The organism is Bdellovibrio sp. ZAP7 (genome assembly GCF_006874645.1).
In the GTDB taxonomy this organism is placed as follows: domain Bacteria; phylum Bdellovibrionota; class Bdellovibrionia; order Bdellovibrionales; family Bdellovibrionaceae; genus Bdellovibrio.
Genome location: NZ_CP030082.1, coordinates 3739359 through 3753554, shown reverse-complemented (window position 1 = coordinate 3753554; position 14196 = coordinate 3739359). Strand labels below are relative to the sequence as shown.

13 protein-coding genes are annotated in these 14196 nt (G+C 46.4%); 8 read left to right on the top strand and 5 right to left on the bottom strand.

Going from position 1 to position 14196, the window contains the following annotated elements:
* Positions 1-71 precede the first annotated feature (71 nt).
* On the top strand, positions 72-1526 hold the full coding sequence (locus DOM22_RS17940) for a S41 family peptidase (RefSeq protein WP_246845746.1): 1455 nt from the start codon (positions 72-74) through the stop codon (positions 1524-1526).
* Positions 1526-2170: an alpha/beta hydrolase gene (locus tag DOM22_RS17935; protein WP_142701685.1), complete on the top strand. Its 645-nt coding sequence runs from the start codon at positions 1526-1528 to the stop codon at positions 2168-2170. Before DOM22_RS17940 ends, DOM22_RS17935 begins: the two co-directional genes overlap by 1 nt.
* A 33-nt stretch (positions 2171-2203) precedes the next feature.
* Here DOM22_RS17935 and DOM22_RS17930 read toward each other — a convergent pair whose 3' ends face one another.
* The 3 genes from DOM22_RS17930 to DOM22_RS17920 all read right to left on the bottom strand — a co-directional run bounded on the left by DOM22_RS17930 (position 2204) and on the right by DOM22_RS17920 (position 5954).
* Complete coding sequence (locus DOM22_RS17930; protein ID WP_142701684.1) at positions 2204-2722, bottom strand: hypothetical protein; 519 nt, start codon at positions 2720-2722, stop codon at positions 2204-2206.
* A 3-nt stretch (positions 2723-2725) separates the two neighbouring features.
* A complete protein-coding gene (locus DOM22_RS17925) occupies positions 2726-4579 on the bottom strand; it encodes a protein adenylyltransferase SelO family protein (protein ID WP_142701683.1) in 1854 nt (617 codons plus the stop codon).
* Between the two features lie 205 nt (positions 4580-4784).
* The gene (locus tag DOM22_RS17920; RefSeq protein WP_142701682.1) at positions 4785-5954 is read right to left on the bottom strand and encodes a hypothetical protein; all 1170 of its coding nucleotides are present in this window, start codon (positions 5952-5954) and stop codon (positions 4785-4787) included.
* Between the two features lie 67 nt (positions 5955-6021).
* Between DOM22_RS17920 and DOM22_RS17915 the strand changes: the two genes are divergently transcribed.
* From DOM22_RS17915 to DOM22_RS17905, 3 genes are all read left to right on the top strand, one after another.
* Positions 6022-6789 carry an exodeoxyribonuclease III gene (locus DOM22_RS17915; RefSeq protein ID WP_142701681.1) on the top strand — a complete coding sequence of 256 codons (768 nt, stop codon included), beginning with the start codon at positions 6022-6024 and terminating at the stop codon, positions 6787-6789.
* A 12-nt stretch (positions 6790-6801) separates the two neighbouring features.
* A complete protein-coding gene (locus DOM22_RS17910; RefSeq protein ID WP_142701680.1) occupies positions 6802-7404 on the top strand; it encodes an FxsA family protein in 603 nt (200 codons plus the stop codon).
* 117 nt (positions 7405-7521) lie between these two features.
* Entirely contained in the window at positions 7522-8784 is a 1263-nt protein-coding gene (locus DOM22_RS17905) for a beta-sandwich domain-containing protein (protein ID WP_142701679.1), read from the top strand.
* A gap of 58 nt (positions 8785-8842) precedes the next feature.
* On the opposite strand, the gene DOM22_RS17900 is transcribed toward DOM22_RS17905, so the two are convergent.
* Positions 8843-10108: a penicillin-binding transpeptidase domain-containing protein gene (locus DOM22_RS17900; protein ID WP_246845745.1), complete on the bottom strand. Its 1266-nt coding sequence runs from the start codon at positions 10106-10108 to the stop codon at positions 8843-8845.
* A 162-nt stretch (positions 10109-10270) separates the two neighbouring features.
* On the opposite strand from DOM22_RS17900, the gene DOM22_RS17895 reads away from it, so the two are divergent.
* The 3 genes from DOM22_RS17895 (at position 10271) to DOM22_RS17885 (ending at position 12076) form a co-directional block, all read left to right on the top strand.
* Positions 10271-10879, top strand: a complete 609-nt coding sequence (locus tag DOM22_RS17895; RefSeq protein WP_142701677.1) for a TetR/AcrR family transcriptional regulator — start codon at positions 10271-10273, stop codon at positions 10877-10879.
* A 91-nt stretch (positions 10880-10970) separates the two neighbouring features.
* Entirely contained in the window at positions 10971-11318 is a 348-nt protein-coding gene (locus DOM22_RS17890; RefSeq protein ID WP_142701676.1) for a hypothetical protein, read from the top strand.
* Between the two features lie 386 nt (positions 11319-11704).
* Positions 11705-12076, top strand: a complete 372-nt coding sequence (locus DOM22_RS17885) for a TraR/DksA family transcriptional regulator (RefSeq protein ID WP_088615720.1) — start codon at positions 11705-11707, stop codon at positions 12074-12076.
* A gap of 405 nt (positions 12077-12481) precedes the next feature.
* Here the strand turns inward: DOM22_RS17885 and DOM22_RS17880 are convergent, their stop codons facing one another.
* Positions 12482-14041 (bottom strand): putative glycoside hydrolase, encoded by a 1560-nt coding sequence (locus DOM22_RS17880; RefSeq protein WP_142701675.1) that lies wholly within the window; start codon positions 14039-14041, stop codon positions 12482-12484.
* Positions 14042-14196: the final 155 nt, after the last annotated feature.

Below are 14196 nucleotides of genomic sequence, written 5' to 3'. Positions count from 1 at the left end.
CATTGAGTGTGGCGGTCCTTGGGGGGAGCCTCCTGTGGACGCGTCACCACCATGCTCCATCTGTTCCCGCAGTGAAGTCTACAGATAGCTATTGGGCCGATACGGGCTTAGAGCCCGCTGCATTAGAAGACCTTTTGGACTCAACAACATGTTCCAGTTCTGAGCGCTATTTCCTGGCGTGTGCCAACGCGATTATTGCCGTGGCCAGCCGTTACAACGTAACAGTCGATCAACAAGGCAATGTACTTCCAGCACACGATGGATTTATCCAAGATCTTTCCACTGAAAAGAAACAGTTGGCTGTTTGGAAACAGTTCTTTAATGAAAATACTGCTGAAGCGACACGCTTTTCATTCATCAAGGTTTGGGAAAAAATCGAAGCCAAATATATTTCTTCCTCTCAAAAATCATTGATGGTGGGAGTGGGGCTTAATGGCTTTATTTCCGTATTCCGTGATCCCCATACGTATTTGATGCCGGTAGCGATGTTTAAAGAAGTCGTTTCCCGTGCAGATAACAGAATGACAACAGCGGGTGTGCAAGTCGGCCGTTTAAATGGCAACTATGCGATTCGCAAAGTCTTGGCGGGCAGCGCCGCTGACCGTGCAGGTCTTAAGCGTGGCGATGTTATTTTGGAAATCGATGGCAAGCCTGTTCATCCTTTGTTGCAGGCTCGTGTGATGGAAATGCTAAAGGGCGAGGAAGGTACGAAAGTATCTTTGCTGGTTTCCCGCGATGGTGAAACGATTCGTAAAAAATTGGAGCGTACTGAAATCGTCGTTTCCACTTTAACAACTCAAGTGATCGAAGGTATCAAACCGATCGCTGTGATTGGTTTAAATAAATTCGCCAAAGGCTCCTGCGATAAAATGAAGGAGGCTTTGGAAGTCGTGAACAAAGCCCATGTCCGTGGATTGTTGTTCGACTTGCGTGACAATCCAGGTGGACAAATGGAAGAGGCTGCTTGTATCGCGAGCCTTTTTGTTGGTGGCGACAAAAAAATCTTCGACATTCGTTATTTGGATCCATCTAAAAAGGCAGAAGAATACTTCGGTGGCGAGCCTAAGATCTTTGATAAACCCGTGGCCGTCCTGATTAATGCAGGTTCAGCAAGTGCGGCAGAGATCGTGGCTGGAGCTTTGCGTGATTTGAATCGAGCGATTTTGGTGGGCGAAAGAACATTTGGGAAAGGTTCATTCCAAGAGGGTGAATACTGGACACAAAATAAGAAAATCGCTCTGTTTGAAACAAAAGGTTTCTATTACCTGCCCTCGGGTCGTTCTCCGCAGATGAAGGGTCTGTCTCCGGATGTGGCCGTGAACTTTGATAAGATCTCGGTGGATCGTGAAGAAGATCAATTCGTGAATCCATTGATGGCTCCCGAGCGTCATGTGCGTTCGTTGAAAAATCTAATTTCCAGCAAGGACTGCTTGGATACAGAAGACGGTGCGGTGAACGAGGACGTTCAGCTGAAAAAAGCTCGTCAGATTTTATTCTGTTCTAAAGCAATTGCTGGAGTGAACTAATGATTACCACTGATTTGTTTAAGCACAAGTTTATCCCTGCGAAAAAGAAGTCTGATTACTTGATGATCGTATTGCACGGTCGTGGTGACAGCATTCGTCCGTTTCGTCAATTCGACGACGAGTTGAACATTCCGGAAATGAATTACTTGTTGTTGAATGCTCCACGGAAATTTATGACAGGATACACTTGGTATGGAGAACCTCCGTATCAAGCAAATGGCGTTCTAAAAATCCGCGAAAAGCTTTTCACTCTTTTAAATGAACTGGAAAACCAAGGTTGGAAGAGCGAAAACATTTTCTTTTTCGGCTTTTCCCAAGGTTGCCTTATCAGTGCCGATATCGGTTTGAACTATCCTAAGCAATTAGGTGGGGTAGTAGGTATCAGTGGATACTTTAACTTTTATCCTCGCTGGAAAAACAACCTGGCGGATGATTCCAAAAAAACGCCATGGATGTTTACCCACGGCCATGCGGATGATATTTTGCCACTTCCTGAAACGAAGTACGGCGTTGAGAAATTGAAATCTGCGGGTCTTAAAGTGGAGTGGGTCGAGATGGAAAAGAAACACACCCTGGAAGTCGAAGAGTACCCGTTAATAAGAAAATGGGTTCGTAATCAACTCTCGACATTGAGTAAAAACTAATAAAAAAGGGCTCGTGAGGAGCCCTTTTTCTTTTTAAGGAATTTGTTCCATTCCTGAATTGATGCCTTTGAAAACTTCTGTCAAAGCGTTTTCGTAGGCAGCGCCGATATCAGATCCGACTTTTCTGCCAAAAGATTTAAATTCCATGCAGCTGTAAGCTGAAGCATTGGCTTTGCCTTTTTTAGGGATGTCCAGGCTTCCGACTAATTGCACGCAACCTTCTTGGAATTCTGCTGTTTTATAATCTTGAATCGTCAATGTCAGAGCATTTGGTGCGCCGGATTTCAATTCGATATTTTGACGGCCCAATGCCAAAGTTAAAGCACGAGTGATTTCAGCTTTGATTTCAGCAGAGAATTGTCTGAACTCAGGAGCACGATTATCCACGATATTCAAAGACATCGCTTTTGGATTCAATTTGCTCATTGGAGGAATAGTGATGTTGGAAGACTCAAGGCGTGGAGAGTCCTTGATCGTGCCTTTGCTGAGTGCGCAGCCGGAAAGAGTGAACAGACCCGCTGCCAACGCCAAGACAATATACTTTGCTGTCATAACTTAGATGCTTTCTTTGTTTTCTTCTACAAGACTGAGAAGTTTTGCGTAAAGATCCATCTTCACAGCAGCAGTTTTTTCTTTTTCTTTATAAAAACGGCTGACAGGTGTTTCAGGAACTCCACTGTTTTCAAAAACCAGACGGTCAATGATTCTTTGAATTTGAGTCATCGAGAGTCCGCGCTTCTTCTCATTGATAATCGCATCCACCATTTCAATCAAGGCATTTCCAGTGATGCGTTTGTCTGAATTCAAAACTTCTGCTCGATCGCAGATGCCTTTTAGGATTTGTTCTGGTTTGTTTTTGCCCGCAGCTGCTGTTACCAGCTCGCGATACGCGGCCTGGAACGCCTGAATGTGGCGACGGTGCTTTTCGCTTAAACGTGCGTCACGTGTTTTCGCAAAGCTGGACAGAATCTGCTTAAAGAATTCGCTATCCAACATAAAGCGTTTTTCAAATGGCAAAGGATTCTTTGCCAAATGGTGCGGATACTCGCGCAGGATGTTGCGCACGTTGAATAGCGCCGCGTGGTTTACTCCATCAGCTACTTTTTCAGTGGTTCCGCTGACTTTAGCTCTTTCAAAGTATGAAAACTCTTTGTCGTATTTTTCGAACAGGCCTTTGTGGGCCAGGATGTTTTCCCGCTGGGATTCGTTGAAGCCCATGCGGTACAAAATACGATTCGCACGGCATTTATCGAATTGCTTATTAAACTGTTCGATTACCGGGTGAGTTGCGAAGGCACGCAAAGACTTTTTGCGACCTGTTTGCAGGTAATCCACCATTTGCGCAAAAACCTGCACGATCAAACGGGCTTTGGATTTTTGCTCATTCAAATTTGTCGAGTATCTTTCCACGTCATCGTAACGATACTTATCGTGACGAATGCCGAATTGGCGAACACTGCCATAATCGATGATACCTGCATCGGCCAGGACGTTATCGCCGTCCCAATCAAGCCATGCAAAGATATAGTCGGTATCAAGCTGTGCAGTGAATTCTGCAAAGGAAGTGCATACGCAAGACAGCAGCTCGTCATACTTTGCGTTGCCACGGGCTTTGATCGGCCACGCTTTATTGGAAACCTGACGATCAATAAAATAGTCCGTCGCAGCTTTTAGTTCTTGAATGCGTTCCTGCTTTAAATAAAGAAACAAGTGAGCCGGGCGGATCAGGTTGGGAGCGGCACGAACACCAATTCCATAGCCTTTACCCAAGTCGACGATACAAAGAACACGCTCCGTGCGGATGCCTTGCAAGTGCATCACTTCTGCCAGAATCGACGCACCAAAAAGTTCATCGATTTCAGCCAGACCACAACCATAACCAAACTCAGTTCCGCCAGTTTTCAAGGGGCGCTGAGCTTGCACCGATCCTGGGGAGAGGCGAGTCACGCCAGTTCCGCGACTGGAAACATCCCAAGTCATTCCGCGATTGTAAACGGTTCCATTCCAAATACCTCGACCATCACCCGAAGTTTTTCCCTGCTTGTTTGCGTGTTGCAACTGCAGATAACGAGTGGCCATGTATTTATGAGGACGGATTGTTGAGGGATCGATACGGCGGCTGTTTAATTCATCGTATTCGTTAATGATTTGAATAGAAAAGGTCTCGATCAGCTTGTCTTCCAGTTCATCTGTCATCGTTTCTGGATGATCTGCCGGAATCAAACCCATTTCTTTAGCGAGGATAAAATTGAAGTACGCGATTTTACCGGTGTTTAGCTGACGAACGCGGTAAGCGATAAAGCCGTCTTGAACAGCTTCCATCCACGGATGCACACCATTAAGTTGATCAAATGAGGAATAGAAACTTTCCTGAGCTAATTTTTTAGCGCCGTTGTGCTTAACCGTCATGTACTTCCACACTCCTTGCGGAAAAATGAGACACACTAGAAATAAGGCCATTCTAGCCTTACTTAAATATTAAGCCCTAAAAAGAGTAAAAGTCCTACTGGACTAGACAGAATAGTCCTTAGACCAAAACCAAAGTTTGGTTTATTGGAATTGGCCAGGGGAGTGTCTAAGGTTGAGACTCCTTTAGGAGACCTAGAGTGGGAGCCTATTTGAAAACGGAGGCAGCGAAACCGCCATACGGGGTGCGTAAGTTCGTGACCTGACCCTGGTAAAAGCGCGCCAGAACTAGCTGCAGGCGTCCCTGGTAGGCATAACAGCGCAGATCGTATTTGAAGTTCTGCGTGCCTTCCGGTGTCTCAAACGGAACTTCTGGTGCAGGAATATATTCCATCGCAATCGTGGGGCTGGTTTGGAGATCTTCGAAAGCTTTGCGCGACATCGAATGCCCGCGGTAACTTTGTTTCGATCCGAAAGCGTTTTTCGGTTTAAAGAATAGTTTTTTGCGCATCGACCAAAGCTCATCGGCATTTGTCGTAGTCAGATCATAGGAAACCGGAACGGCATTTCGCAAAACCTGGATTTCCTGCTCTGTCATGCCATGGGCTTCCAAGAATCCGGGTTGGCTCCATTCAATCAAGCGCTGCTTATCTGCAAGGAGCAAGTACTCGTAGGGATTTGGCGACAGACATACATCACCGCTAACAAATTTGTCTTTTAAAACCTGGCTGGATTCTTCAGACAAAAAGAAATCCGTGTAGCGATTGTAAATGAATTGCGGATCAAAGTTATTGAAGAGCTCGCGATAGTCGACGATGCGCGAGTCCCAACCCCAGGATTTGAACAGTTCGTTGTAAACCAGGAACTCCGCAAACAGTCTTTGCTCGGAAGGTTTTTCGTCGGTGATCGCCACGCGGAAGGGGCCCTCACCCACAGGATGTCCCTGTAATTTCATTTCGTTCAAGATGTCATTGCGAATTTCATCCCACGTGAAATCTGCCACGGGCAGGGGAAGCTCCAAAGTTTTGTACATTTCATGGCCCAAAGCCAAGAAAGAGGCATTGGTATTTACTTCAATCAACTTTAGTTGCTGATTTTCATCCAAGTGAAAATCATAGCTCATCATGATTGATTTATTGCCAGGATCTTTGAAGCCTTTAAGGGCCGCAAGGTCACGATAATGGCTTTTGTAGGAGTCCTTTTCGCGCAAGGTAAAGAACGTGGAAACGATTTGTTGCGCCTGTTCTAAAACCGATTTGGGAAGCTCAACGTGGAACGGCGAAAGCAAGTTCTCGGCAACCAGACTCTCCAGTTGCTCTGTATTGAGCCCTGGGAAGGATTTTTTAAGTTGCGCGATGAATTTTGACTTTAAGCCCACTCGAACTCCTGCTAAAACTGCCTGCATTCATAGATAGCGGTTTGTGAGTGAAAAACAAGGAGAAACTGTGAAAATCATCTCTTGGAATGTGAATGGGATCCGTGCCTGCCATAAGAAGGGCTTGGTGGATTTCGTGAAACGTGAAAATCCAGATATCTTTTGTGTTCAAGAGACCAAAGCTCACATCGATCAGGTAGAGGTGGAAGCGCGTCAGTTGCACCGTCCTCACGCTTATTGGTCTTCTGCTGTTAAAAAAGGATATTCAGGAGTCGCAACTTTTTTGGTCAATGAACCTAAAGATGTGAAACATGGAATCGGTATTCAAGCCTATGATTCCGAAGGCCGTATCGTCATCACTGAGCATCCGCATTTTGATTTGTACAATATTTATTTTCCAAATGGTGGTTCAGGGGATGAACGCCATAGCTTCAAACAACAGTTTCTAAAAGATTTGAACGAACATCTGAAAGAAAAACTGGCGACTGGCAAACAGATTGTTGTGGTGGGTGACTATAATGTTGCTCGCGATGATATTGATGTCTTTGATCCTATTCGCTTAAGCAAAGTCAGCGGCTTTTTACCGGAAGAGCGTGCGTGGTTTGATTCTTTTTTGGATTTGGGATTCATCGATACTTTCCGTTACTTTAAGCCGAACGAAGAGCATCGTTATTCCTGGTGGTCTTACTATGATTTTGCCCGCGACAGAAACAGCGGCTGGCGTATTGATTACATTTGTATTTCTCGTGGTCTGGAGAAGCATCTGGTTTCTGCAGATATCTTGGATCAAGTTGAGGGTTCCGATCACTGCCCAGTGGTTGCAACTTTGGAATTTTAAAAAGGACGTTCTATGTTCGTAGTTCCTCTGCCATGGGTGATTGCTGAAATTATTATTTTCTTCTCGGTGGTGCGTATTGCAGGATTCTTCAATACCATGTTGATTTATTTTGTGCCGTGCTTGCTGGGTATTCTGATTGTGAATACTGTGGGCCGCATGGCTATGATGAGCTTGCAAAGCACAGTTTCCCGAGGTCAATTGCCGGCGAATAAACTTTTACACTCAGGAGCAGTTTTCATTTCTGGATTGTGCTTCTTGGTCCCATCTGCATTCACTCGTATTGCGGGTATTTTCCTGTTGCTTCCGGGTTTTCGTCATTTGATCGTGTGGAGATTTAAGCTTTACATGGCGAAAAAGATGGCCAGCGGTTCTGCGCGCGTCTTTAACTTCGGCGGAGGTGGTCCTTTTGGTTTCGGCGGCTTTGGCGGAATGGGTGGGGGTGGTCCCCAAGCTGGCGGCCCGGGTGGCTTTAAGTACTACGAATTCCGCAATGATGGTTCAGGCTTCAGAGACATGAACGAAGAAGCTCCTCAAGAGCGAGAGCTCACGGATGTTGAAGTCCTGGATGTCACTCCGATCGAAATCACTCATCAAGAAAAGAAGAAAGACGAGTAGGTACGCAAGGCAGATTCTGAAAATTCTGCCTGTTGACCTGCAGACACCGGTTTTTAATGAACTGACTTCGGAAATAGTAGTGGCTTCCTGGGGCGATCTGTTATCTATGCTCACATTATGAAAAAAGCCTTACTTTCTCTAGCAGCAGTCGTTCTGTCGTTTTCCCTTATCGCGCGCGCCGACAATATCGAAGACCTTCCTGATTTGGATCCTGGTTCAGAATCGGGTTCTCCGGGAAATCAATATCCAACGCCACTTCCTCCTCCGCCCCCACCATCTGAACCTAGTACGCCTGCTTCTGAAGCGGGTACTTTACGGATCTCGAATGTTTCCAGAGCTTCCGGTGGAACGGTTTACCGCATTTCTGTGCGACCTGGTGTGGTGATCCAGAGAGTTTCCATTCGCGTGAACGGTGGTAAAGTAGTGATCAGTGGTGCGCGTGTGAACACGACACCAGTACGTAACTTGGTGAGCCCTGATATTTTAACTGCGGGCGCAGCCATGAGTTCTGAATACCTGAACGAGCGTGTGTTCACGATCGATTTGCGTATGGAAGCTTACGGCGGCGAAGCGGATGTCACAGTCCTGGTTTCATCTGATGAGCGTTGGCCACAGTTGTCTTTAAGCGATGTATTCCCGCCACAACCACCAGCTCCAGGCCCTGGCAATCCTCCGCGTCCACCTCCTCCGTCATCTGCTGGTCCACTGAGGGCAGGCGATGCGGTTATCAGCGGTGGTGGTTCAAATTATTATACCGGCCAAGTCGTGGCCGTTTATGACAATGGCCAAGTCGTTGTCAGAGACGATGACGATGGCAAAACATACGTAAGATCTTCTGCAGTGGTGTTCAAGAAGATCCAGTGTGCAACTTCCAAACGATTATGCATCGGACAAGACGTTTTGACTTATGGTGGTTCTAACGGCTATTTGGGGAAAATTGTTGGTGCTTATACGAACGGCTTAGTTGCAGTTCGTGACAACGATGATGGTCGTCGCTATTTCCGCAAAACAGATGTGGTGTTCGCTTCTGTGAATTGTTTTGACGGTAAATGTGTTGGTGAATATGTGATTTCAGGCAGCTCCAGCAAATACTATTCTGGTCGTATCGTAAACATTTGGGAAAATGGTATTTTCCAGGTTCGCGACGATGACGACAGCAGAGCCTATTTCCGCAGAACAGACGTGATTAAAAAAAGCATCCGTTGTGAAAGATCCAAAGGCATTTGCCAGGGCGATCGCGTTATGTCGGGCGGCGGAAGCCGTTACTATCTGGGCGTTGTTGTCGGCGTCTATCAATCAGGCGTTATCGCGGTTCGCGATGACGATGATGGCAGAGTTTATTACCGTTCTGTTGATGTTATCAGCAAACGGGTGAACTAAATAAAAAAAGGCAGGAGATGATCCTGCCTTTTTTGTTTGGACAAGGTGTGTCCGTACCTTAGTTTTCTACAGAAGTGATGCTGCGTTTAGCTTGTTGAGCCGCGATCACTGGAGCAAAGTATTTTTTAAACATGCTTTGACCCAAGTGAGCGGATTTAACTGTCCAGAACTTTTTATTCACAGTGATCGCTGCTACGGCGATCTTTCTGTTTTCTTCGAGCGCGTATCCTACGAACCAATCAACGCGGCCCTTAGGGTTGTCACCCGTTAAGTGACCTGTCTTACCACCCATTTCGATTTCTTTAAATTTGCGATCTTTTGTGATCGGGCGGAAAGAACGGCGAGAAGTACCAGCAATAACTGTTTGTTCCATCAACTCACGCACTTTCGAAGCGGACTCTTTAGTCATCGTCTCGCCTTTGTGCATAGTTTGACCTTGGTAAACTGTTTTGCCTTCTTTGTCTTGCATCGAGTTTACGATGTAAGGAACTACAACTTTACCGTCATTCGCAACAGAAGCTGCGATCATCGCACCTTGAACAGGGCTCATGCGGTTCATTTTGTTGTAACCAGAAGCCGCTTCAGCCATTTCAAAGCCTTTGCCCGGTGGGATGTAGGCAACACCCATATCCACGGGGAAGTCAGCAGCGATTTCTTGATTGAACATGAAACGGTTCGAGTACTCGTTCAAATCTTCTGGGTGAAGATTTTCGATACTCAAACGACCGAACGCTGTATTGATGGAGCGTGCGAAAGCATCTTTCAACGAAATCACATTCGTCCAACGAGTTACGCGGTCCGATAAAACATTCTTTTTGTATAGAGTATATGCTCCACCGTTGTAGTGGATTTTGTGTGATGGTTCGACGCCGGCTTTATCAACTGCGGCCGTCGCTGTCACAACTTTGAAAACCGAAGCCGCAGGGAAAGTCGCTTGCAGGTTCAAGTTGTTACCTGTTGGGTTGTCGCGTTGGAAACTGGACATCGCCAACACTTCACCTGTTGTCGCATCGATCATAAAGATAGCGCCGTAATCAGGTTTGTAGGATTTCAAAAGGCGATCTGCTTCTTGTTGTAGAGACGAATCGATCGTGTAGTTGACCGCGAACTGTTCGTCGTGACCATCCCATTGCACGTTCATCTTAGAAGGCAATTCGTTGTTTTTGATCTTGTCGTTCAATGCTTTTGCAATTTGAGAACGCTGTTCGATTTGGGATTGAAGTTGTTTTTCGGCTTGTGCTTCTGGAGTGCTGGCTTTGGTAAAGCCCACAAGAGAGTAAATTGCTACTCCGCAAACGCTCGAAAATATGAATAGTTTCAACAAATTAGGTTTTCTATTAGATCGCATATCTTTTAAGCGTAACACCAGTAAATTGGCAGTTTCAAGGCCATTCTCGAAAGAAGTCACGGCAAACTGGCTCAGAGTGCGACTTTTAAGGGTTTACGACGTGACTCCCTCGTTAAATTGGACTAAAGACTTAATTCCATGAAGACTAAAGAACGCATCCTTCTCACATCCATCGATCTCTTTAATCGTAGTGGCGTTGTTGCCGTAACCACGAATCACATCGCAAAAGCGATGGATATCAGCCCAGGCAACCTCTATTTCCACTATGACAACAAAGAAGAAATCCTGGTGGAACTGTTTAAGCGCATGGCTAAGGAAACATACGATGTATGGCGTCCTCGTCGCGTAAAAAAAGTCACTCCACAAGAATTCATCAACGATAACTTCGATCTTTACTGGCGCTATCGTTTCTTCCACCGCGAAATGTACGCTCTTCGTCGCAAAGATGTGGAGCTTGCTAAAATGTGGCGCACGCATATTCAGAAAATGATGAAGTTGATGGTGATCTTATACCGTCAATGGGTGCGCGAAGGCAAAATGGTGAAAATCGATGACGTTCACGAGATGCAATACGTAGCGGAATCCTTGCTGGCAATGTCCACGACGTTCCTGCAGTTCTTCGAGTCTGCGGAACGCCAACCGGGCCGCCGTACAATCGAGCGCGGTAAGCGCCACGTGACACGTTTGTTAGCCCCTTACACTGCTGGCGACACTAAAGACGAGTTTGAAAAAATTCTCAAATCCTAGCCTGAAATGTCACCTCTTCCCTCTGTAAAATCGAGTTGGAGGTGGCAGGGGGATTGCTTAGAAGAGACCTATCCACACGAAAGGTCTCTTCATGAAAGCACTGATTTTAGCCTCCGCAATTCTCCTCGCGACGACAGCTGCATCTGCTTCCAATGATAACTGCAAAGCTCTTAAAGCCGAGCTGCAGTCCATGAAAGACGCTCAATCCCAAATCATGAACAGCCTGGTCAGCAACCACGAGACGTTTGCTTCCACTTTGGAAGAGTATTCCGACAATCTGGTTGTGGCTTCGGGCGAGACTTCTAAGAAATCCATAACTAAAGAAATGAAAGCCTCTGCGAAAGCTTTCCGCACACGCGGGGTTCAAGGCAAGCGCATGTCGGATAAGCTCCAAGAGGCAACTAGCGACCTCCTCACTCGTGTAGCCGAGTGTCTGTAAGCAGTCTCGGGGGAGATTGATTGCATAAGAGGCTCTCAGGGCGACCGAAGTCTAGTAGGTCGCCTTTTGTTTTCCCGCCGGACACTTTGAGTTTGTTCTAATCTGAGAATAACTAGCTTCTAAAGGCCCCTCTGTTTTCTTTCCAAACCCTCTGGTGTATAATGTTAACGCCCTGCATGATGTGAAAGAAGATGTCATAAGGCCCGATTTTTCGGGTATTTAGCATAGTCGCATCATTGTCCACAAACATTGAAATATAAGTGTTATCAATGGTTTGGAAAGCTGTAAGGTGATGTAAGATTTTATGCTTGCAAAAAATACAGGGCTGGAACTTAATAGTTCAGTTCCAAATTGGCACTCAAGCTCGAAGGAACGAGGGGGGCAGTATGGCTATCTCTGAAAAGTTGGTCGGCGAATGCAGACAAAGACTTTTGCAATCGAAGCAAGATATCCTCAATAGAGTGAAGGAAGCACGATTGAATTTGGACCAGAACGAGGAAAAGGGCGGCGACGAAGGCGACCAAACGGTTCGCGTACTTGCTGAACAGGAATTCCTAAGCATGCACGAAAGACTTCGTTCACAGCTTATGGAAATCGAATCGGCTCTGGCACGTATCGAAAACGGTTCTTTCGGTTTCTGCGAAGAAACTGAAGAGGAAATTGAGCCAGAACGTCTGCGCGCAATTCCTTGGACTCGTCTAAGCATCGAAGGTGCTGAGATTCGCGAGTCTGTGAACAAACGCTACGCTCGCGGCTAATACGATTAGCAAGAGCTATAAAATTGAATATTAAGGTAACTCCTTAATCAGGAGTTACTGCGTCTCGAGGGGATTGAAAGGGAGCAAGGCTGAGCCGTGTTCCCTTTCGTATTTTATGGGCTCGTGAAAACGGCCCAATCGACTGCGTTGTCGGACCCTCGCTTGCTCTCCGGCGTACTTGGAGTACGCCTGCGTGGCAGCGACGGCCCTCCGCGTGGGCTTCGCCACAAAATGCTTTGCATTTTGTGCGCTTGGACCGTTTTGACGAGCCCTCCTTCGAGGGGGTGGGGGACGGGTTCGGGGCCGGGGAGCGCTTGAAATAAAAAAGCCAGACATTGTCTGGCTTTTTTATTTCTCACTTGGGGAGTAGGGGACCTACTCCCGGGATCTGTTAAAGTTCTTCTTTTATTTTTTGCTGCCTTGGTCGGCGGTGGTCATGTCGGATTCGGCCCATTTTCCGTATTTGAAGAAGGAGCCTCCGCGGATTTGTGGATAGCGGGTGTTTAGTGTTTTATAGATTTGTTGGAACTCGCTTACTGACCAGTAGTAGTTGTAGGCTGGAATTATTTTTTTGGTGATGCCTACTTCGGATACTAGATCGGCGATTACGCTGTCATAGACCCAGTTTAATTGATAGCCCCAGTCATCGTAGTACGCCATTGGACTGAAAAAATCTAAGTGTTGTGCTAAGCGTTTTGCGCTTTGGGCGCATTCTATGAACTCTGGTGGCAGAGTGTAAGAGCCTAGTGGGACATTTTGTACCGATTGTACTGCTGCTTTTACTCGGCCAGCGTAGTCCGCTACTTTTTGCATGCGGAATTCATTCCACTGAGTTCGTTTGGTTGAGCTTTGTGCGAAATTGATTGTCGCAGGATCATATCCATAGATCGCCTGGAAATCGCTGCGCGTTCTATCGCTCATATCCATATTCCAATTATCGAAGCGCAACCAGTCGATCGCGACTGAATCCACTTTGTACAGGGATAGGAACTCTTTGATGATCGAGATTTCATAATCTTGAACTTCAGGATTGATAGGATTTACGAAATATTCCGGGCTGTCGGGATTGCTTCCTTGGAACGGAACTATTTTTCCATTTACCAATGCTTTCATGGCCCAGTCAGCGTTCTTGCGAGCCGCGACCTGATCGTGGAATTGCGGGATCCAGGCTTTGACACGAATGCCGCGTTTTGCGGCTTCCGTGATTATCGTGCCTATCACATCAAAGTTTTTGTAAACTGCTGCGACTGGAGCGATTTTACTTGGATAGAATACAGTTCCTGACGGTACATTTTCATCTTCATCCTGCTTGATAGAAACGGAAACAATGTTGAAGTTGTTTCGTTTTGCCATATCTAAGAATTTCACGACGTCATCTGCTTTGGAGAAATTTGCAATCGTGCGCACGACCAATTCGCGATCATCTGTGTAACGAGTCGGATCCTGTGGCGTTGCGGTTGGTGACGGGCTTACCGTTGGTGTTGGCGTCACAGTTGGTGGAGGAGACGGAGAAACAGTCGGTGACGGTGTTGGAGTCGGCGTCGTCGTGCTGCCGTCTTCAATCACCAGATAATCGATCATCACCCATTTGGTATTTTTGGAAACAATACGCAGCGTGTGGCTGCTTTTTGAAAGGTTCGCGATTTCAAACATTTTAAAGTTATAGCGTTCAATGGAGCTTGCGACGCTGACGGTTTTGCGAGACACGCCATCCACTATGAATTCAAGCTGTCCACCGTTAGGTCCTTGCCATCCGTAAACAGCCACACCGGTGCCATTGAAGGTATATTGGCCGTAACTGTTGCGATTGTGCGTGCCGTGGGCAATCAGCTTGTAAGCATCGTCGTCAGCGTACGAGCCGATGCGATACCAGGTCCACCCCTTATCAGAATCGTCTACTTTGGAAGTTGCAGCGCTAGCGATATTTGCGGCGATCAACATTCCAACAATTGATTTTATAAACATGGTTCCACCCTCCCCATTGGTTAATTATTCCGTACTAAATTCGGAAGGGAGGAAGAAAAGTGAAGGGCGTCTCAACAGAGTTCGTTCACTACGGTGAATTGCAAATAAAAAAAGGAAACGTGACCATTTCCCTTTTATAAAACGGAACAGAATAT